The organism is Micromonospora eburnea, from assembly GCF_900090225.1.
In the GTDB taxonomy this organism is placed as follows: Bacteria; Actinomycetota; Actinomycetes; order Mycobacteriales; family Micromonosporaceae; genus Micromonospora; species Micromonospora eburnea.
In genome coordinates this window covers 6,438,982-6,459,698 of the sequence record NZ_FMHY01000002.1, presented here as the reverse complement: position 1 = coordinate 6,459,698, position 20,717 = coordinate 6,438,982, and the positions used below count along the sequence as shown (strand labels likewise).

General features: G+C 70.1%; 17 protein-coding genes and 3 tRNA genes. All 20 read left to right on the top strand.

Annotated features, from left to right (window positions below; genetic code table 11):
- The first annotated feature begins 14 nt into the window (after nt 1-14).
- Nucleotides 15-2,543 (top strand): putative bifunctional diguanylate cyclase/phosphodiesterase, encoded by a 2,529-nt coding sequence (locus tag GA0070604_RS28140; RefSeq protein WP_091125226.1) that lies wholly within the window; start codon nt 15-17, stop codon nt 2,541-2,543.
- Nucleotides 2,544-2,639: 96 nt separating this feature from the next.
- A tRNA-Thr gene (locus GA0070604_RS28135) sits at nt 2,640-2,712 on the top strand.
- 25 nt (nt 2,713-2,737) lie between these two features.
- A tRNA-Met gene (locus GA0070604_RS28130) sits at nt 2,738-2,810 on the top strand.
- A gap of 130 nt (nt 2,811-2,940) precedes the next feature.
- Entirely contained in the window at nt 2,941-3,108 is a 168-nt protein-coding gene (rpmG, locus tag GA0070604_RS28125; RefSeq protein WP_007073056.1) for a 50S ribosomal protein L33, read from the top strand.
- A gap of 121 nt (nt 3,109-3,229) precedes the next feature.
- Nucleotides 3,230-3,676 carry a MaoC family dehydratase N-terminal domain-containing protein gene (locus GA0070604_RS28120; protein WP_091125223.1) on the top strand — a complete coding sequence of 149 codons (447 nt, stop codon included), beginning with the start codon at nt 3,230-3,232 and terminating at the stop codon, nt 3,674-3,676.
- A gap of 2 nt (nt 3,677-3,678) precedes the next feature.
- Complete coding sequence (locus tag GA0070604_RS28115) at nt 3,679-4,071, top strand: MaoC/PaaZ C-terminal domain-containing protein (protein ID WP_091125221.1); 393 nt, start codon at nt 3,679-3,681, stop codon at nt 4,069-4,071.
- Between the two features lie 128 nt (nt 4,072-4,199).
- A tRNA-Trp gene (locus GA0070604_RS28110) sits at nt 4,200-4,272 on the top strand.
- A 212-nt stretch (nt 4,273-4,484) separates the two neighbouring features.
- A complete protein-coding gene (gene secE / locus GA0070604_RS28105; RefSeq protein ID WP_091125219.1) occupies nt 4,485-4,877 on the top strand; it encodes a preprotein translocase subunit SecE in 393 nt (130 codons plus the stop codon).
- A gap of 35 nt (nt 4,878-4,912) precedes the next feature.
- Nucleotides 4,913-5,635 carry a transcription termination/antitermination protein NusG gene (gene nusG, locus GA0070604_RS28100; protein WP_091125214.1) on the top strand — a complete coding sequence of 241 codons (723 nt, stop codon included), beginning with the start codon at nt 4,913-4,915 and terminating at the stop codon, nt 5,633-5,635.
- A 184-nt stretch (nt 5,636-5,819) separates the two neighbouring features.
- Nucleotides 5,820-6,251: a 50S ribosomal protein L11 gene (rplK, locus tag GA0070604_RS28095; protein ID WP_091125210.1), complete on the top strand. Its 432-nt coding sequence runs from the start codon at nt 5,820-5,822 to the stop codon at nt 6,249-6,251.
- Between the two features lie 84 nt (nt 6,252-6,335).
- Nucleotides 6,336-7,052, top strand: coding sequence for a 50S ribosomal protein L1 (gene rplA / locus GA0070604_RS28090; RefSeq protein WP_091125206.1), 717 nt, complete (start codon nt 6,336-6,338; stop codon nt 7,050-7,052).
- A 77-nt stretch (nt 7,053-7,129) separates the two neighbouring features.
- Nucleotides 7,130-8,173 carry an ATP-binding cassette domain-containing protein gene (locus GA0070604_RS28085; protein WP_244162100.1) on the top strand — a complete coding sequence of 348 codons (1,044 nt, stop codon included), beginning with the start codon at nt 7,130-7,132 and terminating at the stop codon, nt 8,171-8,173.
- Nucleotides 8,170-8,859, top strand: a complete 690-nt coding sequence (locus GA0070604_RS28080) for a hypothetical protein (RefSeq protein ID WP_091125203.1) — start codon at nt 8,170-8,172, stop codon at nt 8,857-8,859. The genes GA0070604_RS28085 and GA0070604_RS28080 overlap by 4 nt, the downstream gene beginning before the upstream one ends.
- Before the next feature lie 422 nt (nt 8,860-9,281).
- Nucleotides 9,282-9,827 (top strand): 50S ribosomal protein L10, encoded by a 546-nt coding sequence (gene rplJ, locus GA0070604_RS28075; RefSeq protein WP_091125200.1) that lies wholly within the window; start codon nt 9,282-9,284, stop codon nt 9,825-9,827.
- A gap of 55 nt (nt 9,828-9,882) precedes the next feature.
- Nucleotides 9,883-10,269, top strand: coding sequence for a 50S ribosomal protein L7/L12 (gene rplL, locus GA0070604_RS28070; protein ID WP_091125196.1), 387 nt, complete (start codon nt 9,883-9,885; stop codon nt 10,267-10,269).
- Between the two features lie 577 nt (nt 10,270-10,846).
- On the top strand, nt 10,847-14,278 hold the full coding sequence (rpoB, locus tag GA0070604_RS28065) for a DNA-directed RNA polymerase subunit beta (protein ID WP_091125192.1): 3,432 nt from the start codon (nt 10,847-10,849) through the stop codon (nt 14,276-14,278).
- 81 nt (nt 14,279-14,359) lie between these two features.
- Nucleotides 14,360-18,247 (top strand): DNA-directed RNA polymerase subunit beta', encoded by a 3,888-nt coding sequence (locus GA0070604_RS28060; RefSeq protein ID WP_091125188.1) that lies wholly within the window; start codon nt 14,360-14,362, stop codon nt 18,245-18,247.
- 114 nt (nt 18,248-18,361) lie between these two features.
- Complete coding sequence (locus GA0070604_RS28055; RefSeq protein ID WP_091125185.1) at nt 18,362-18,976, top strand: ArsR/SmtB family transcription factor; 615 nt, start codon at nt 18,362-18,364, stop codon at nt 18,974-18,976.
- Nucleotides 18,951-20,198, top strand: a complete 1,248-nt coding sequence (locus GA0070604_RS28050) for an MFS transporter (RefSeq protein WP_091125180.1) — start codon at nt 18,951-18,953, stop codon at nt 20,196-20,198. The genes GA0070604_RS28055 and GA0070604_RS28050 overlap by 26 nt, the downstream gene beginning before the upstream one ends.
- A 39-nt stretch (nt 20,199-20,237) precedes the next feature.
- Entirely contained in the window at nt 20,238-20,606 is a 369-nt protein-coding gene (locus GA0070604_RS28045; RefSeq protein ID WP_091125177.1) for a hypothetical protein, read from the top strand.
- Nucleotides 20,607-20,717: the final 111 nt, after the last annotated feature.

Genomic DNA, 20,717 nt, shown 5'->3' with positions numbered 1-20,717 from the left:
CCGTAGGGAGCGCCATGGCCGGTCGTGAACGTTCGCGACGGAGATCCAACGATCACGCCTGGCTGATCACCGGACCACTGGCACTGCTCGCGGTCGTTTGCGCCACGATTACCGGCTTGGTCGCAGACGAGGCCTTCGGCGAGTGGGCGTTGGCTGCCGCATTGCTGGTGGTAATGGTCGTTGTTGGCATTCCGGTGCTCAACTTCGTGGTCCGGCGGCAGTCGTTCGGCATGACGCTGACCGAGATCCCGCTCGTCGTGGCGCTCGCCCTGCTGCCACCGCTGACGGTTGTGGTGATCTACACCATCGCGTCGATGGTCACCCAGACCCGGCATCGCCTCCCCCCGGCAAAGTTCTGGTTCAACGTGGCCAAGGCGGCCGCCGGTACCTCCCTGGCCGGGCTCGTACTCCAGGCCCTGCCACGGATGCGGGGAGTGGGGCCGGGCACGTGGATGATCCTCTTCACGGCCGTCGGCTCGGTGATCGTTGTCAGTCTCGCCGCCATCGTTGGTGTGCACACCCTTCTGCAGGGCTGGCAGGCCGGGCGAGACGCGCTTCGCAGCGCCCCGCCCGGGTTGCTCACCGCCGCGATCAACACCTCGATGGGTCTGATGATCCTGATCGCGGTCAAGAGCACATGGTGGTCGGTTCTGCTGCTCGCGACGCTGGCGGCGGCACTGGTCCTGGTCTACCGGTCCTACGCGGAGTTCTTCCGGCAACACCGCACCCTCGCCCAGATGTACGACCTGACCCGGGCTACCGCCGAGAGCGGTCCGGACGGCACCCTTGCGGACGCCCTCCTCGGCCGGGTGCGAGCACTGATGCAGGCCGAGTACGCCACGCTCTGGCTGCCCGCGCAGGGCCGGCATCCCGAAGTGCTGCTCACCGCCCGGGTCGATGACAAGGGCCTGCTCGACGTGGTGCACACACCTGGCGTACTGCGGGAACGTGCCGCGACGGAGGGCCGCACCGTGGCGGTCGGTCGTGCCTTCGGTGTGGAGCAGGCGGCCCGCCGGGCGACGAACGACGCGAAGGTCAAGGACGTCATCGTGGTACCCCTGCGTTCCGGTCAAGCGGTGATCGGCACGCTCGAAGTCGCCAATCGGCTGAGCGACGTGGGCCATTTCACCCAGAGTGACATACCGGTCTTCGAGACGGTCGCCGCGCACGCCGCGGTTGCCCTCGAGAACTCCCGCCTGGTCGACCGGCTGAGGCACGACGCGACCCACGACACGTTGACCAAGCTGCCCAACCGCCGCCGGATCACCGCAGCGGTGGGCGAGGCCGTCAAGATCCGGGCGCCGGGCGAGGTGGTGGCGCTGCTGCTGTTCGATGTCGACCGGTTGCGCCAGGTCAACGAGTCGCTCGGCCACGCGGCCGGTGACAAGGTCCTCGTCGAGGTCGCCGAACGGCTGCGCGCCTGCGCGCCCTCCTCGGCACTGGTCGGCCGGGCCGGCGGTGACGAGTTCCTGGTGACGCTGCGGCTGGAGAGCGCCGAGGCGGCGCTGGAGTTGGCCGGGCGGATCCGCGAGCAGATCCGCGACGAGATGGTCTTCGACGCGCTCACCCTAGACGTGGACACCGCGGTCGGGGTGGCCGTGCACCCGGACCATGGCAGTGACGCGGTGACCCTGCTCCAGCGGGTGGATCTGGCGGCGACGGCCGCCAAGTCCGTTCCGGGCAGCGTCCAGCTCTACAGCCCGGCGTTGGAGTCCCGGTCGCTGCGTCGGCTGGGCCTCGCCGGCGATCTGCGGCGGGCGCTGGACGACGGCGCGCTGGAGGTCTACTTCCAGCCCAAGGTGACGTTGCGGGACCGGCGTCTGATCGGGGTCGAGTGTCTGGCCCGCTGGGAGCACCCGGCGCACGGCACGGTCGCGCCGGACGACTTCGTCGCGGTGGCCGAGCACACCGGCCAGCTCGGTCGGCTCACCGAGTTCGTGCTCCGGGAGAGCCTGCGGCGCAGCCGGGACTGGAGCCACGGCGAGCAGCCGCTGGCCGTGTCGGTCAACCTTGCCGCCCGCACCCTCACTGACCAGCATTTCCCCACCCTGGTACGGGAGCTGCTCGACGAGTACGGTGTGCCGCCGCAGCGGCTCACCCTGGAGATCACCGAGTCCGGCGTGCTGGACGGCACGGAGCGTCCGATACCCACCCTGCGGCGTCTGCGTGACCTCGGTGTCCGGCTCTCCGTTGACGACTTCGGCACCGGCAACTCGTCCCTGGCCCAGCTGCGCAGGCTGCCGGTGAACGAGGTGAAGGTCGACCGGTCGTTCGTGCAGGGGATGGCGACCGATCCGGGCGACCTGGCCATCGTGAACGCGGTGGTGACGCTCTCCCAGCAGTTCGGGCTGGCCGTGGTGGCCGAGGGCGTGGAGAGCGAGCTGACCCTGGAGCTGCTCCAGGACATCGGCTGCGAGATCGGCCAGGGCTTCCTGTTCAGCCGGCCGCTGCCGTACGAGCGGCTGGAGACCTGGTTCGGCGCCCAGGCCGACCCGGAGGCGGGCGCCGCCGACGAGCTGCCTCGCCTGCGCGCGGTGCTCTGAACTGCGCGGACGCGGTAACGGGGGATCCGATTTCACCTCGGGGGCAAGGTCGTGTACTGTTTCCCCTGCGCGGCACCCCACGGGGTGATCGGGCAGGCCCCCTTAGCTCAGTCGGCAGAGCGTCTCCATGGTAAGGAGAAGGTCTACGGTTCGATTCCGTAAGGGGGCTCAGAGGGTCCGGCTGGACCCGCCACGGCGGTGTAGCTCAGATGGCAGAGCAAGCGGCTCATAATCGCTGTGTCGCCGGTTCAAGTCCGGCCACCGCTACTCTCGTCCTCCGGGTCACCCGGTGGTCGGTGGGATGGGCGCCATAGGCGCCCACTTTGCATGTCTGCGCAGTAACGGCGTAGGCTGATGCGTCGTAGTTGTTACCCGTTAGCGAGGAAGGCACTCCGCCGTGGCGAAGGCGACCGATGTCCGGCCGAAGATCACTTTGGCGTGTGTGGAGTGCAAGGAGCGCAACTACATCACGCGCAAGAACCGCCGTAACGACCCGGACCGCATCGAGCTGAAGAAGTTCTGCCCGCGCGACGGCCGGCACACGGTCCACCGCGAGACCCGCTGACCCTCGGCCGGCCCTGCCGGCCCGGTCCCGCACACCTTCGAACGCCGATCCGCACGGACGGTGGCTCCGAGCCGCCAGCCCGTACGGATCGGCGTTTGTGCTTTCCGTGTAGGTTCGCGGCATGTCCCTGGACCCGTCCTTCGTCGGCCGGACCTATCCGCCGACCGCCCCCTATCAGGTGGGCCGAGAAAAGATCCGCGAGTTCGCCACCGCCATCGGCGCCACCGACCCGGCCCACCACGACCCTGAGGCGGCCCGCGCTCTCGGTCACTCCGACGTGGTCGCCCCGCCGACCTTCCCGGTGATCGTGACCATGGCTGCCAGTCGGCAGATCGTCGAGGATCCGGCGCTCGGCGTCGACTACAGCCGGGTCGTGCACGGCGACCAGCGGTTCGCGTACACCCGGCCGGTGGTGGCCGGTGACGAGCTGGTCTGCGTCAACACCATCGAGGAGATCACCAACCGGGGCGGGCACGGCTTCCTGACCACCCGCACGGATGTGAGCACCGTCGCCGGCGAGCCCGTGGTGGCCGTCTGGTCCAAGATCGTCGTACGCGGGGAGGCCTGACCGTGGAGCTGCCCACCCAGACGTTCCAGGTGACCCGTGCGGACCTGGTCCGCTACGCGGGCGCCTCGGGCGACTTCAACCCGATCCACTGGAGCGACCGCACCGCCACCAAGGTGGGCCTGCCCGGGGTCATCGCCCACGGCATGTTCACCATGGCGCTGGTCGGCCGGGCGGTCGCCGCCTGGGCCGGCGCGCCCGACGCGGTGGTCGACTTCGGCGTGCGGTTCACCCGCCCGGTGGTCGTGCCGGACACCGACGAGGGCACCGAGGTCGTGGTCGGCGCGGTGGTCAAGGAGGTCACCGAGGACGGCCTGACCAGGCTCGACATCACTGCGACCTGCCACGGGGAGAAGGTCCTGGCGCAGGCCCGGGCGACCGTCCGGACACCCCGCTGACCGGCTGGTCGACGCGCGAGGGGTAGACCGGTTGGGAAAGTCGCCCGACTACCCGTACACTGGTCCGCCGTGGGGCAAGTAACCCCTACCCGGCACTGCGTGTTCCGGGTTGGGGTGTGCTGCCGCACAGGGGTGTAGCTCAATTGGCAGAGCAGCGGTCTCCAAAACCGCAGGCTGCAGGTTCAAGTCCTGTCACCCCTGCGCCTCAGGCCTGACCGTTCCCGTGGGTCGCGCCGCCGTATGGCGGCGTCCGGCCCGTGGTGGTGGCACCGGCGGGGTGGTTCCGAGGCATTCGGGTCCTCCCGGTCGGTCCGCCGGCCGCGGCCCGTCGCGGGACGGTTGGTCCGGCCGGCGTGACCACACGCCGCGCACGCCCTTCAGCGTGCGACCCGAGATCCCGCACGGAGGGCGAAGTGGCCGAGAACAAGCGGCGCGGCGAGGACGCCGGCGACGAGCGTCTGCCTGAGGACGCGGTCGTCGACGACACGGCCGAAGACGACGCCACGAGCGAGGACGAGCCGGTCTCCCGGGGCGGCACCGCCACCCGTAAGCGGGCCCGGGCCGAGTCGACCGAGGGACGGAAGACCCGCAAGGACACCGAGCGGATCGGGGTCTTCGCCCGTATCGCGCGGTTCTTCCGCGAGGTCGTGGCCGAGTTGCGTAAGGTCATCTGGCCGACCCGCAAGGAACTGCTGACCTACACGGGCGTGGTGGTCACCTTCGTCGCGGTGATGCTGGCGATCGTGGCCGGCCTGGACTTCGGCTTCGCGAAGGCGGTGCTGTGGGTCTTCGGCAACCCCAGCTGACCGGCGACCAGCCATAGTGACGGAAGTGAGCGAGCGTGCCTGAGTACGACGAGACCGCCGAGACCCCGGACGAGCAGTCCACGGTGGCGACGGCGGCCAACAACGAGTCGGTCGAGGCCGCCAGCGAGCCGGAATTCCCGACGACTGAGCCCGCCCCGGACGAGGACTTCGACCCGGTTGCCGAGCTGCGCCAGAAGCTGCGCTACGCCCCCGGCGACTGGTACGTGGTGCACTCGTACGCCGGCTACGAGAACAAGGTCAAGACCAACCTCGAGACCCGGATCACCTCCCTCGACATGGAGGACTACATCTACCAGGTCGAGGTGCCGACCCGGGAAGAGGTCGAGGTCAAGAACGGCAAGCGGTCGCAGATCCAGGCGAAGGTCTTCCCGGGCTACATCCTGGTCCGGATGGAGCTGACCGCGGAGTCCTACTCCTGCGTCCGGAACACCCCGGGGGTCACCGGCTTCGTCGGCGCGACCGACCGGGCCGACCGGCCGGCGCCGCTGAGCCTCGACGAGGTGCTGAAGTGGCTGGCCCCGGCGGTCGAGGCCGTGGAGAAGAAGGCCAAGCCCGAGGTCAAGGTCCTCGACTTCGAGGTCGGTGACTCGGTCACCGTCACCGACGGAGCCTTCGCCTCGCTGCCGGCGACGATCAGCGAGATCAACGCTGACCAGCAGAAGCTCAAGGTGCTGGTGTCGATCTTCGGCCGGGAGACTCCGGTCGAGCTCAACTTCAACCAGGTCGCCAAGATCTGACGTACGCCTTCGCGCCGGCGGTGGGCATCCGGCCGCCGCCGGTGTGTCGTCTCCCCGCCCGGCGGACCTCGGCGGGGGGCGGCGCGACGGCTGCGCTACCCTAGAACGTCGGCTGTCCGCAGCACGCTGACCGTGCGTGCCCGCGGACCGGCGAAAATCCCAGTTCCAAGCCCCAGGAAGAGACATGCCTCCGAAGAAGAAGCTCGTCAAGACGTTCACGCTTCAGCTGCCGGCGGGCCAGGCCACTCCGGCGCCGCCGGTCGGCCCCGCGCTCGGCCAGCACGGCGTGAACATCATGGAGTTCTGCAAGTCCTACAACGCGCAGACCGAGTCGCAGCGGGGCGACATCGTCCCCGCCGAGATCAGCGTCTACGAGGACCGCACCTTCACCTTCGTGCTGAAGACCCCGCCCGCTGCCCGGCTGCTGATCAAGGCCGCTGGCGTGCAGAAGGGTTCGGGCGTCCCGAACAAGGAGAAGGTCGGCACGGTGAGCCGCGCCCAGGTACGCGAGATCGCCGAGAAGAAGATGGCTGACCTCAACGCCAACGACCTCGACCAGGCCGAGAGGATCATCGCCGGCACCGCCCGGTCGATGGGCCTGAACGTCGCCGACTGACCTCGCCTCACCGCTCCACCTGATCAGTTCGTGGGAGGGCCGCGGACGTCGCGGGCCCGCCAAAGACCACAGGAGTAACAAGCCATGCAGCGCAGCAAGAACTACCGCAAGGCCGCCGAGGTCATCGACCGGTCGAAGCTCTACACCCCCGCCGAGGCCGTCAAGCTGGCCAAGGAGACCACCAACGTCAAGTTCGACGCCACGGTCGAGGTCGCCATGCGCCTCGGCGTCGACCCCCGCAAGGCGGACCAGATGGTCCGCGGCACGGTCAACCTGCCGCACGGCACCGGCAAGACCGCCCGCGTGATCGTCTTCGCCGCCGGCGCGAAGGCCGAGGAGGCCGCCGCCGCGGGTGCGGACGAGGTGGGCACCGACGAGCTGGTCGCCCGTATCCAGGGCGGTTGGCTCGACTTCGACGCGGCGATCGCCACCCCTGACCAGATGGCCAAGATCGGCCGGATCGCGCGGATCCTGGGCCCGCGCGGCCTGATGCCGAACCCGAAGACCGGCACGGTGACCATGGATGTCGCCAAGGCCGTCTCGGACATCAAGGGCGGTAAGATCACCTTCCGGGTGGACAAGCACTCCAACCTCCACCTGATCATCGGCAAGGCCTCGTTCTCCGAGGCCCAGCTGATCGACAACTACGCGGCGGTGCTGGACGAGGTGCTGCGCTCGAAGCCCTCCGCGGCGAAGGGCAAGTACCTGAAGAAGGTCACCCTCACCACCACCATGGGCCCGGGCGTCCCGGTCGACCCGAACGCGGTGAAGAACCTGCAGGAGACCTCGGCCGACGCCTGAGCACGACTGCCCTAACGGGGCCCCGCCACCCACGTGGCGGGGCCCCGTTCGTCTGCCCGCTGTGGCAGGCTCGTCGCATGCGGCTGGAGGACGTCTGGTTCGGCTACCACCGACGCGGCCCGTGGGTGTTGCGGGAGACCGAGGTGCGGATCGGCCCGGGCGAGGCGGCGGTGGTGCTCGGGCGCAACGGCGCGGGCAAGTCGACGCTGCTCCAACTCGCGGCGGGCGGGCTCCGGCCAACCCGCGGCCGCGTGATCGACCGGCCCGCCGCCGTCGGCTGGGTGCCGGAGCGTTTCCCCGCCGACCAGCCGTTCACCGTGGCGCACTACCTCACCGCGATGGGCCGGGTCGCCGGCCTCTCCGGGCCGCAGGCCGACCGGGCGGTGCGGCACTGGGTCGACCGGCTCGGCCTGGCCCGGTTCCACGGGGTCCGGCTGCCCCAGTTGTCGAAGGGCACCGCCCAGAAGGTCGGCCTGGCCCAGGCCCTGCTGCGACGGCCCGGCCTGCTCGTCCTCGACGAGCCCTGGGAGGGGCTGGATGCCGCCGCCCGCGAGTTGGTGCCGGTGTTCATCAACGAGGTGCTGGCCGAGGGCGGCACGGTGCTGGTCAGCGACCACCGGGGGGAGACCGTCCGGCTGCCCGGCGCCCGGCAGTGGACGGTAGCCGACGGCACGGTCACCGAGCAGGCGCCGTCGGAGGGCGCGGCCATGGCGGTGGTGGAGCTTGCGGTCCCGGCCGCCCGGGTCGCCGCCGCCGTCGCCCGGTTGCGCGCCGACGGGCACCACGTCCTGCGGGTACGCGACGACCCCGCCCCGCCGCCCACCACGCGGCCCGATTCCGGCTCGCCGCCCGATGCCACCCCGCCTCCCGCCCCGCGGCCCGATTCCGGGCCGTTGCCCGACACCGCCCCGCCGCCCGTCGCGGCGCCACCGACCGAGGCCGTACCGCCCCGTGCGAACGGCCCACGGCGCGGCGACGGTCCCGGGCACGCGGCCGACCCGGGCTCCGAGGGCGGCCCGGTCGACGTCCCGATCCCGGCCGAGCCGGCCGCCGCCCCGCCGGCCGGCGAAGTGGTGGCCGGGCGGGACCTGACCGGTCCGGCCCGGGAGGTGACCCGGTGATCGCGCTGGTCCGGCTGCGGCTGGCGGGCTTCCTGCGTACCGGACGGGCGCTGGCGCCGGTGCTGGCCGGCCTGCTGGCCCTCGGCGTCCTCTACGGCGGTGGCCGGGCCCAGCCGGCGGAGGCGTACGGCGTCTCGGCGGTGGTGCTGTTCCCGGTGCTGGCCTGGCAGACGAAGCTCCTGCTGGACGTGGAGCCGGACGTGCAACGCCGGCTGGCCCGGGTGGTGGTCGGTCCGGCCCGGGAGCAGGTTGCCGGCCTGGTCGCGGCGGCGGTGGCCGGGCTCGGCACGGTGGCCCTGGCGCTGGTTTTCCCGTGGCTGGTCGGCGGGGTGACCGGGCAGGTCCCGCCCGGCGGTCGGTCGGTGCCCGCCGGGATCGCCCTCGGCGTCTGGGCGCACCTGCTCGCCCTGCCGGCGGCGGTGGCGCTTGGCGCGTTGGCCAGCCGGGTGATCACCCGCAGCGCCGGCTACGGCGTCGCCGTGCTGACGGTCGGCGTGGTCGGTGCCCTGGTCCTGGGGTTGAGCGGTTCGGTGGTCCCGTGGCTGGCGCCGCCGGTGATGCCGGTCGCGCGGGCGCTGGCCGGCGAGCTGGCGGTCCCGACCGTCCTGCTGCTGACCGGCTGGGCGCTCACCTGGGCGGCGGTGGTGCTCGCCGGCTACGTACGCGGGCGTCGTACCCGCGCCTGACCGCCGTGGGCGCTCGCGCTCGATCGACTCGGTGTGCCGCGCACCGCCCTTTCCCGCTGCGGCGACGGGGCGATGTGCCGCATCTTGAGTCGATCACCGAATCGGGTGAGCGTGACCCGGGGCACCCGGTGCCGATTTGGTGCTGCCCGGTCCCGTCGCGTACTCTTGCCGCGTAGTTCCACCCAGAGACCGCTGGTCACCGTGCCTCGGCACGGTCGAAGGTCCCGCGATGACGGGCGACCCGCGCAGGGCGGCAAGCGAAAATCGGTGCTGTGCGTGGTCCGCCGACCGCGTTCATCGTGCCGGCCCTCGCCCCGTGCGCCCTGCGCCGGGGCTTTTCTCGTTGTCGTGATGCCTCCGCGCCGTCGCGAGCGTCCGCTCGTCGCCGGCGTACCAGCTCCGAGTAACGAGAGAGGAGGGACATGGCGGACAAGCCGATCCGGGCCGACAAGGCCACGGCCGTCGCCGAGCTGACCGACAGCTTCCGCAACGCGGGGGCCACCGTGCTGACCGAGTACCGCGGGCTCACGGTTTCCCAGCTCACCCAGCTGCGGCGCTCGCTCGGCAAGGAGACCAGCTACACGGTCGCGAAGAACACGCTGGCGAAGCGTGCCGCGGCCGACGCGGGCATCTCCGGCCTCGACGAGCTGTTCACCGGTCCTACCGCGCTGACTTTCGTTTCGGGCGACGTCGTCGAGGCGGCGAAGGGGCTTCGCGACTTCGCGAAGGCCAACCCGAAGCTCGTCATCAAGGGCGGTGTCTTCGAGGGCAAGGCCATTTCCGCGGCCGAGGTCACGAAGCTCGCCGACCTGGAGTCCCGCGAGGTGCTGCTGGCGAAGCTGGCCGGCGCCATGAAGGGCAACCTGAGCAAGGCCGCGGCCCTGTTCCAGGCTCCGCTCGCCAAGACCGCGCGTCTGGCGGCCGCCCTGCAGGACAAGCGCGAGAAGGAGGGCGCCGAGGCGGCCTGAGGCCCCGCGGCGCACCCACGTTCTTAGTTAAACCATTCAGGAAAGGACGCCAGACATGGCGAAGCTCAGCACCGACGAGCTGCTCGACGCGTTCAAGGAGATGACGCTGATCGAGCTCTCTGAGTTCGTGAAGCAGTTCGAGGAGACCTTCGAGGTCACCGCGGCCGCCCCGGTGGCCGTCGCCGCCGCCCCGGGTGCCGCGGGTGCCGCTGCCCCGGTCGAGGAGGAGAAGGACGAGTTCGACGTCATCCTCGACGCCGACGGTGGCAAGAAGATCCAGGTCATCAAGGTCGTGCGCGAGCTGACCGGCCTGGGCCTGAAGGAGGCCAAGGACCTGGTCGAGGCCGCGCCGAAGGCGGTCCTGGAGAAGGCCAACAAGGAGACCGCCGAGAAGGCCAAGGCCAAGCTCGAGGGCGAGGGCGCCAAGGTCACCCTCAAGTGACCTTGAGGTCGATCTGACGCGTCTCCGGCTCGCGTGAGCCGGGGCACACCGCGTCGCGGCGGGCGGTGATCCGAGATGAGGATCGCCGCCCGCCGTGCATGGCGGGGTGCCCGGTGGAAGTGGCGTGAGCAGGGCGTTCAGCGTCCGGCGTAGGGTCTGGGAGTGACGTCTGTCGGTAGTCCGTCGGGGGGAAAGCCACCTCGACCGGTAACCGGCCCTTGACGCGACACCGGGCTGACAGGCACGCTGGCACCAGCAAGACCTTCCGCGCTTGCAACGGCCACCTCTCGGGTAATGGCAGCGGCAGCACCATGGCCGTCGCGCCCGAGCGGCCCGGCAGGAACGTCGCGTTCCGAGCGGCCCGGTAGACCCGGATTCCCTGGGTCCCGAGGCAAGTTCCGCGACGACCTGCGGGGTGGGCTGGACAGCGGTTAGCCTCTCGGCTACACTGCTAGTTTGCGCTGCCTTCCGACTTGACCCCTGCTCGGAAATGTCCGATTACGGCTATTTCTGGTGGGGTCATTGGAGTGCACGCGTATCAGCCGTTATGCAGCACCGGTCCTCGGAAGGACGCATCTTGGCAGCTTCCCGCCCTGCGAAGACCAGTCGTACGTCGAGCGCTTTCGCGCCCCGCCGAGTTTCTTTCGGCAGGATCACCGAACACCTCGAGGTCCCCAACCTCCTTGCCATCCAGAACGAGTCCTTCGACTGGCTCGTCGGCAACGAGGCTTGGCAGGGCCGGTCGGCCGACGACCCGCACGCACGCTCGGGTCTCGCGGAGATCCTCGACGAGATCAGTCCCATTGAGGACTTCTCCGGCACCATGTCGCTCTCCTTCTCGGCTCCGCGCTTCGACGAGGTCAAGGCCTCGATCGAGGAGTGCAAGGAGAAGGACCTGACCTACTGCGCCCCGCTGTTCGTGACGGCGGAGTTCACCAACAACACCACCGGCGAGATCAAGAGCCAGACGGTGTTCATGGGTGACTTCCCGATGATGACGCCGAAGGGCACCTTCATCATCAACGGCACCGAGCGCGTCGTGGTCAGCCAGCTCGTCCGCTCGCCGGGCGTCTACTTCGACAAGCAGCCGGACAAGACCTCCGACCGCGACCTCTCCAGCGTCAAGGTCATCCCGAGCCGGGGTGCCTGGCTGGAGTTCGACATCGACAAGCGCGACACGGTCGGCGTCCGTATCGACCGCAAGCGTCGGCAGGCCGTCACCGTCCTGCTCAAGGCCATCGGGTGGTCGGCGGAGCAGATCCGCGAGAAGTTCGGCTGGTCCGAACTGATGATGACCACGCTGGAGAAGGACCACATCGCCGGGCAGGACGAGGCGCTGCTGGACATCTACCGCAAGCTCCGTCCGGGCGAGCCGCCGACCCGCGAGAACGCCCAGACCCTGCTGGACAACCTCTTCTTCAACCCGAAGCGGTATGACCTGGCCAAGGTCGGGCGGTACAAGTTCAACAAGAAGCTCGAGATCGACGTCCCGATCACCACCGGGACGCTGACCGAGGACGACATCGTCGCCACCGTGGAGTACCTCTGCCGGCTGCACGCCGGTGAGGAGGGCTACGAGGCCGACGACATCGACCACTTCGGCAACCGTCGCCTGCGTACCGTGGGCGAGCTGATCCAGAACCAGGTTCGGGTCGGCCTGTCCCGGATGGAGCGCGTCGTCCGCGAGCGGATGACCACCCAGGACGTCGAGGCGATCACGCCGCAGACCCTGATCAACATCCGTCCGGTGGTGGCGGCGATCAAGGAGTTCTTCGGCACCTCGCAGCTGTCCCAGTTCATGGACCAGACCAACCCGCTGGCGGGCCTGACCCACCGGCGGCGGCTGAGCGCGCTCGGCCCGGGTGGTCTGTCCCGGGAACGGGCCGGCTTCGAGGTCCGCGACGTGCACCCGTCCCACTACGGCCGGATGTGCCCGATCGAGACGCCGGAAGGCCCGAACATCGGTCTGATCGGCGCGCTCTCCACCTTCGCCCGGGTCAACCCGTTCGGCTTCATCGAGACGCCGTACCGGAAGGTCGTCAACGGCCGGGTCACCGACCAGATCGACTACCTGACCGCGGACGAGGAGGACCGGTTCGTCAAGGCGCAGGCCAACGCCCCGCTGCGCTCCGACGGGTCGTTCGCCGAGGATCGCGTCCTGGTCCGCCGTAAGGGCGGTGAGACCGAGGACGTGCCGCCGGAGGCCGTGGACTACATGGACGTCTCGCCGCGGCAGATGACCTCCGTCGCGACCGCGATGATCCCGTTCCTCGAGCACGACGACGCCAACCGCGCGCTCATGGGCGCCAACATGCAGCGCCAGGCGGTGCCGCTGGTCAAGGCCGAGTCCCCGCTGGTCGGTACGGGCATGGAGTACCGCGCGGCGGTGGACGCCGGTGACGTCGTCGTCGCCGAGGTCGGTGGCGTGGTCGAGGACCTCTGCGCCGACTACATCACCGTCCACCAGGACGACGGCCACCGCCGTACGTACCTGCTGCACAAGTTCCGCCGCTCCAACGCCGGCTCCTGCGTCAACCAGAAGCCGGTCGTCTTCGAGGGCGACCGCGTCGAGGCCGGCCAGGTCATCGCCGACGGTCCGTGCACCGACGAGGGCGAGATGGCGCTCGGGCGCAACCTGCTCGTGGCGTTCATGACCTGGGAGGGCCACAACTACGAGGACGCGATCATCCTGTCGCAGCGCCTCGTGCAGCAGGACGTGCTCACCTCGATCCACATCGAGGAGCACGAGGTCGACGCCCGGGACACCAAGCTCGGCCCGGAGGAGATCACCCGCGACATCCCGAACGTCAGCGAGGAGATGCTCGCCGACCTCGACGAGCGCGGCATCATCCGGATCGGCGCCGAGGTCGTCCCCGGCGACATCCTGGTCGGCAAGGTCACCCCGAAGGGTGAGACCGAGCTGACCCCGGAGGAGCGGCTGCTCCGCGCGATCTTCGGCGAGAAGGCGCGCGAGGTCCGGGACACCTCGCTGAAGGTGCCGCACGGTGAGACCGGCACGGTCATCGGCGTGCGTACCTTCTCCCGGGAGGACGGCGACGAGCTGCCCCCGGGTGTGAACGAGCTGGTCCGGGTCTACGTGGCCCAGAAGCGCAAGATCCAGGACGGTGACAAGCTCGCGGGCCGCCACGGCAACAAGGGCGTCATCTCCAAGATCCTGCCGATCGAGGACATGCCGTTCCTGGAGGACGGCACCCCGGTCGACATCGTGCTGAACCCGCTCGGTGTGCCGTCCCGGATGAACATCGGCCAGGTCCTGGAGACCCACCTCGGGTGGGTGGCCAAGACCGGTTGGAGTGTCGACGGCGACGACGCCGAGTGGAAGCGCCAGCTCCGCTCGATCGAGGCGCACGAGTCCGAGCCGGACACCAACGTGGCCACCCCGGTCTTCGACGGTGCCCGGGAGGAGGAGATCTCCGGTCTGCTCGCGTCGACCCTGCCCAACCGGGACGGCAAGCAGCTGATCGGCTCCTCGGGCAAGGCGCGGCTGTTCGACGGGCGCTCGGGCGAGCCGCTGCCCGACCCGATCGCGGTCGGCTACATCTACATCCTGAAGCTCAACCACCTGGTCGACGACAAGATCCACGCTCGGTCGACCGGCCCGTACTCGATGATCACGCAGCAGCCGCTGGGTGGTAAGGCGCAGTTCGGTGGCCAGCGCTTCGGTGAGATGGAGTGCTGGGCGATGCAGGCGTACGGCGCCGCGTACGCCCTGCAGGAGCTGCTGACCATCAAGTCCGACGACGTCCTGGGCCGGGTGAAGGTCTACGAGGCGATCGTCAAGGGCGAGAACATCCCCGAGCCGGGCATCCCGGAGTCGTTCAAGGTGCTGCTCAAGGAGCTGCAGTCGCTGTGCCTCAACGTCGAGGTGCTCTCCAGCGACGGCGTGGCCCTGGAGATGCGCGAGACCGACGACGAGGTGTTCCGGGCCGCGGAGGAGCTGGGCATCGACCTGTCCCGGCGCGAGCCGAGCTCGGTCGAAGAGGTCTGAGGTGGGCGGTCGGGGGCCGGTTCGCCGGCTCCCGACCCCACCGGTTAGCTAAGCAGTACAGACGACGACATAGGGGACATAGTGCTCGACGTCAACTTCTTCGACGAGCTGCGCATCGGCCTCGCCACCGCTGACGACATCCGTCAGTGGTCCCACGGCGAGGTCAAGAAGCCCGAGACCATCAACTACCGCACCCTGAAGCCGGAGAAGGACGGGCTCTTCTGCGAGAAGATCTTCGGTCCGCAGCGGGACTGGGAGTGCTACTGCGGTAAGTACAAGCGGGTCCGCTTCAAGGGCATCATCTGCGAGCGCTGCGGCGTCGAGGTGACCCGCTCCAAGGTTCGCCGGGAGCGGATGGGCCACATCGAGCTGGCTGCTCCGGTGACCCACATCTGGTACTTCAAGGGCGTGCCGAGCCGGCTGGGCTACCTGCTGGACCTCGCCCCGAAGGACCTCGAAAAGATCATCTACTTCGCCTCGTACGTCGTGACGAGCGTGGACGCCGAAGCGCGTCACCGCGACCTCTCGACCATCGAGAACGAGATCCTGGCCGAGAAGCGGCAGGCCGAGAACAGCCGCGACTCGGAGATCGAGAAGCGGGCCGCCAAGCTCGAGGCCGACCTGGCCGAGCTGGAGGCCGAGGGCGCGAAGGCGGACGTCCGGCGCAAGGTCAAGGAGGGCGGAGAGCGCGAGATGCGCCAGATCCGCGACCGGGCCCAGCGCGAGATCGACCGCCTCGACGAGGTCCTCGACACCTTCCGCAAGCTGGAGCCGAAGCAGCTGGTCACCGACGAGCTGCTCTACCGCGAGCTGCGGGACCGCTTCGGTGAGTACTTCACCGGTGGCATGGGCGCCGAGGCCATCAAGGCGCTGGTGCAGAACATGGACCTCGAAGCCGAGGCCGAGAGCCTGCGCGAGACCATCCGGTCCGGCAAGGGCCAGCGGAAGATCCGGGCGCTCAAGCGGCTGAAGGTCGTCGCGGCGTTCCAGAACACCCGCAACTCGCCGCTCGGCATGGTGCTGGACTGCGTCCCGGTCATCCCGCCGGACCTGCGTCCGATGGTGCAGCTGGACGGTGGCCGCTTCGCGACCTCCGACCTGAACGACCTGTACCGCCGGGTGATCAACCGGAACAACCGCCTCAAGCGACTGATCGACCTCGGCGCGCCCGAGATCATCGTCAACAACGAGAAGCGGATGCTCCAGGAGGCCGTCGACGCGCTGTTCGACAACGGCCGTCGTGGCCGGCCGGTCACCGGTCCGGGTAACCGCCCGCTGAAGTCGCTCTCCGACATGCTCAAGGGCAAGCAGGGCCGGTTCCGCCAGAACCTGCTGGGCAAGCGCGTCGACTACTCCGGCCGTTCGGTCATCGTGGTCGGCCCGAAGCTCAAGCTGCACCAGTGCGGCCTGCCCAAGCAGATGGCGCTGGAGCTGTTTAAGCCGTTCGTGATGAAGCGGCTGGTCGACCTCAACCACGCGCAGAACATCAAGTCCGCCAAGCGGATGGTCGAGCGGCAGCGGCCGGTCGTGTGGGACGTGCTGGAAGAGGTCATCGGCGAGCACCCGGTCCTGCTGAACCGGGCGCCGACCCTGCACCGGCTGGGCATCCAGGCCTTCGAGCCGCAGCTGGTCGAGGGCAAGGCCATCCAGATCCACCCGCTGGTCTGCACCGCGTTCAACGCCGACTTCGACGGTGACCAGATGGCGGTCCACGTGCCGCTGTCCGCCGAGGCTCAGGCCGAGGCGCGGATCCTGATGCTGTCGTCGAACAACATCCTCAAGCCGGCCGACGGCAAGCCGGTCACCATGCCCACCCAGGACATGGTCATCGGCCTCTACCACCTCACCCACCGCACCCCGGGTGGGGCGGGCGAGGGCCGGGCGTTCAGCTCGGACGCCGAGGCGCGGATGGCGTACGACAACGGCGAGCTGCACCTGCAGGCCCCGGTCAAGATCCGGCTGCGCGGCATCGTCGGGGTCGACAACGGCGCCGGCGCCGAGCCGTGGGTCGCGCCCGAGGGCTGGGTCGAGGGCGAGCCGGTGACGGTGGAGACCACCCTGGGCCGGGTCCTGTTCAACGAGACGCTGCCGCCGGGCTACCGCTTCGTGAATTACGAGATCCGTAAGGGGCAGCTCTCCGCGATCGTCAACGACCTCGCCGAGCGCTTCCCGAAGGTGGCCCTCGCGGCCACCCTGGACGGGCTCAAGGAGGCCGGTTTCCACTGGGCCACCTGGTCCGGCGTCACCATCGGCATGGAGGACGTCATCGCTCCGCCGCGTAAGCGGGAGATCCTGGAGCGGTACGAGAAGGAAGCCGACCGGATCGACAAGCAGTACCAGCGTGGTCTGATGACCGCCGAGGAGCGCCGCGGCGAGCTCATCGAGATCTGGACCAAGGCGACCAACGAGGTCGCCAAGGAGATGGACACCGCGCTGCCGCAGGAGAACCCGCTGTGGAAGATGATCAACTCGGGTGCCCGCGGTAACCTGCTCCAGCTCCGGCAGATCGCGGCGATCCGTGGTCTGGTGGCCAACCCGAAGGGTGAGATCATCCCGCGGCCCATCAAGGCCTCGTACCGGGAGGGTCTGTCCGTGCTGGAGTACTTCATCTCCACGCACGGTGCCCGCAAGGGTCTGGCGGACACCGCCCTGCGTACCGCCGACTCGGGTTACCTGACCCGGCGTCTGGTGGACGTCTCGCAGGACGTCATCATCCGCGAGGAGGACTGCGGCACCGACCGGGCCATCCCGATGCAGATCGGCGAGCGGCTCGACGGCAAGCTCGTCGTGCACGAGCACGCCGAGACCAGCGTGCACGCCCGTACCCTGGCCGACGACATCAAGGGGCCGGACGGCACCCTGGTGGCCGAGCGGGGTCAGGACATCAACTCGATCCTGGTCGACAAGATCGTCGCGGCCGGGGTGGAGAGCGTCCGGGTGCGCAGCGTGCTCACCTGCGAGTCGAAGCTGGGCGTCTGCGGTGCGTGCTACGGCCGCTCGCTGCCGACCGGCAAGACCGTGGACGTCGGCGAGGCGGTCGGCATCATCGCCGCCCAGTCGATCGGTGAGCCGGGTACGCAGCTGACGATGCGTACGTTCCACACCGGTGGTGTCGCCGGTGAGGACATCACCCAGGGTCTGCCCCGTGTCCAGGAGATCTTCGAGGCCCGGATCCCGAAGGGTAAGGCGCCCATCGCCGACACCCCGGGCCGGATCCGGATCGAGGACGGCGAGCGGTCGCGGAAGATCATCGTGGTGCCTGACGACGGCAGCGACGAGATCGTCTACGACAAGATCTCCAAGCGGGTCCGGCTGCGGGCCCAGGACGGCGACCACGTCGAGGTCGGCGAGAAGCTCACCGAGGGCACCATCGACCCGCACGAGCTGCTGCGCATCCTCGGCCCGCGCGCGGTCCAGGTCCACCTGACCCAGGAGGTCCAGGAGGTCTACCGCTCGCAGGGTGTGCTCATCCACGACAAGCACATCGAGATCATCATCCGCCAGATGCTGAAGCGGGTGACGGTCATCGACTCCGGCTCGACCGAGTTCCTGCCGGGCGTGCTGGTCGACCGGGCGCTCTTCGAGTCGGAGAACCGCCGACTCGTCTCCGAGGGCGGCGAACCCGCCGCGGGTCGCCCGGTGCTGATGGGTATCACCAAGGCCTCGCTGGCCACGGACTCCTGGCTGTCGGCGGCCTCCTTCCAGGAGACCACCCGGGTGCTGACGGACGCGGCGATCCACGCCCGCAGCGACTCGCTGATCGGCCTCAAGGAGAACGTGATCATCGGTAAGCTCATCCCGGCCGGTACGGGCATCAGCAAGTACCGCAACATCCGGGTCGAGCCGACCGAGGAGGCGAAGGCCAAGGTCTACTCGATGACCGGCTACCCGGAGACCGACTACGGCTTCGGGCCGGCCAGCGGCCAGGCGGTGCCGCTGGACGACTTCGACTTCGGGTCGTACCGCTAAGCACCAGCAACGACGAGGCCCCCGGCATCCGCCGGGGGCCTCGTCGTATGTGGGGTGCACTATCTGAAGAGATATCTATCGAGAGAAAGCTGTCGAGAGAATACTCTCGATGTCATGGAAGGCGACGGACCACGCACCCTCACCGACGCCCGGGAACTGCGGGCGCTCAGTCATCCCGTACGGCTGGCCCTGCTGGAGGCGCTCGGCGGCGGCCCACTGACCGCCACCCAGGCCGGCGAGCTGATCGGGGAGAGCCCGACCACCTGCTCGTTCCACCTGCGGCAGTTGGCCCGCTACGGCTTCGTGGAGGAGGCCGGCGGCGGGCGCGGTCGGGCCCGGCCGTGGCGGCTGACCCGACAGGGCTGGTCGGCGCCGGCCCGCCCCGACGACGCCGAGTGGACCCTTGCGTCCCAGGCACTCGACCGGGTGCTGCTCGACCGGTACGTCCAGCGCCTGCGCACCGTCGTCGACGACGCTCCCACCTATCCCCGTGAGTGGTACGAGGCGGCCGTCGGGCAGCAGCATCTCTTCCACCTGACCCCCGCCGAGCTGGCCGAGTTCGCCGCCGCCTACCGCGAGTTGGTCGCCGATTTCGCCACCCGCTTCGACCGGCGGCGCACCGAGACCGCGGCCCGCCCGGCCGGGGCGCTCCCGGTCGAGCTGCTCTTCTTCGGCTACCCCGTGCGGGCCCCGGAGGTGTCGGATGTCGACCCGACGACTGCTCGCTGACCCGCGCGCCCGCCGCTACCTGACCGGGCAGACGCTGTCCCTCGTCGGCGACAGCGCGATGTGGCTGGCCTGCGGCATCTGGGTGAAGGACCTGACCGGGAGCAACGGCGCGGCCGGGCTGACCTTCCTCTTCTTCACCGCCCCGGCGCTGCTCGCGCCGCTGGCCGGGCTGCTCGCCGACCGGCTACCGCGCCGCCGGCTGCTGGTCGGGGCGAACCTGGCCGGCGTGGCGCTCCTGTTGCCGCTGCTGGCGGTCCACGGCCCCCACCAGGTGCCACTGATCTATGCGGTCATGCTCCTCTACGGCTGCCTCCACCTGGTCATCGAGCCGGCCCAGTCGGCACTGCTCGTCAGCCTGCTCCCCACCGACCTGCTGGCCAGCGCGAACGGGCTGCTGCGTACGGCCCGGGAGAGCCTGCGCCTGCTCGCCCCGCTCGCCGGCGCCGGTCTGTACGCACTGCTCGGCGGGGCGGCGGTGGCCGTACTGGACATGGCGACCTTCGCCGCCGCGGCCGGGCTGCTGCTGGCCCTCCGGGTCCCGGACCCGGCCCCGGCGCGGCCCGAGCGCACCGGTGGCGTGCTCCGGCACTGGGCGGCGGAGGCGAGCGCCGGGTTCCGGCATCTCGCCGGGCATCCGCTGCTGCGCCGGGTGGTCCTCGCGACCGCGGTGCTTGCCCTGGTGCTGGGCTTCAGCGAGTCGACCGGGTACGCCGTCGTCGACCAGGGACTGCATCGACGCCCGGAGTTCCTCGGCGTGCTCCAGGCCGCGCAGGGGCTCGGCGCGGTCGTCGGCGGGCTGGGCAGCGCCGCCCTGATCCGTCGGTTCGGCGAGGTGCGCGTCGCGGCGGGCGCGTTCCTGGCCTGGGCCACCGGCGCCGCCCTGGCCGGCACTCCGCTGCTCGGCGTGATCCTGGCCGGCCGGGTCTGCTCCGGCATCGGGCTGACCGCCATGGCCATCGCCCTGCTCACCCTGCTGCAACGCAGCGCGCCCGGCCGGCTCCAGGGCCGGGTGTACGCCGGTTTCGAGGTGACCAGCACCGTTCCGCAGACCGCTTCGATCGGGCTCGGGGCGTACCTGATCGGGGCCCTCGACTACCGGGTGCTGCTGCTCACCCAGGCGGCGGTCGTGGCCCTCGCCGCACTGCTGCTGCTCCGTGCCGGGCGCTTCGCTCCGTCCGGCGAGGACGCGCGGGCGCGGTCCACGGTGGCCACCACCGCGTAGCGCCAGGCCGGGTGCGGGCCGTCGGGGCATGATGGGGGCATGACGACCGCGCCCGGGCAGGTGCCCGTCGCCCAGCAGGGGCCGCGCCATCCGCTCGACCCCGAGCCGGTCCGCTCGACGAAGGCCCGCGCGGTTTTCGCCCTGGGGCTGATCGGGGCGTTCACCGGGCTCTTCGTCGGCGGGGTGGTGCCGGCGACCGTCGCCCTGTGGCTCGCCCGGCAGGCCCGCCGGGAGGCGTACGCCTCGGGCGGGTTCCTGACCGGCGGGGACTGGCTGCGGCGCGGGGAGCAACTGGCCTGGGCCGGCCTGGTCCTGGTCGCGGTCGCGGTGGTCGCGGCCGTGGTGATCGGGGTGGTCCGGCTCGCCGACGCCCCCTTCGGACACGACTACGCTCCGAACGTCGACTGACCGCGCGGGGGAGCCGCCCGCGCCCGGCCTCGCCGCCGGGACTCGCGACGGTAGCCTGGCCGGTGTCCGCCGCGCGGCGGGCGAGCCACGTCGACAGGAGGCGCTCGTGAC